Source organism: Shinella sp. M27 (genome assembly GCF_049199905.1).
In the GTDB taxonomy this organism is placed as follows: domain Bacteria; phylum Pseudomonadota; class Alphaproteobacteria; order Rhizobiales; family Rhizobiaceae; genus Shinella.
Map to the genome: position 1 here is coordinate 1 of NZ_JBLZPK010000063.1, position 217 is coordinate 217.

At 65.4% G+C, this 217-nt stretch carries 1 protein-coding gene; it reads left to right on the plus strand.

The genetic code is table 11. The annotated features are described in order from the left end of the window. Positions 1 to 217, plus strand: a 217-nt coding sequence (locus ACOZK4_RS23730; RefSeq protein ID WP_421594181.1) for an ImuA family protein, incomplete at both ends; no start/stop codon positions are given.

The window sequence follows — 217 nt, forward strand, 5'->3', positions numbered from 1 at the left end:
GTGCTGTGGTGCATGACGCGCCCGGACCTGTTTTTCCCGGCGATCTCGCAGGCAGGGCTGCATCCCGATCGCGTCGTCTTCTGCGAAAGCGACCGGGAGGAGGAGGTATTGTCGGCCTTCGAAGAAGGGCTGGCCTTCGGTGGTCTGTCCTGTGTCGTCGGCGAACTGGTCCGCCTGTCGATGACCGCATCCCGTCGGCTGCAGCTCGCGGCCGAGA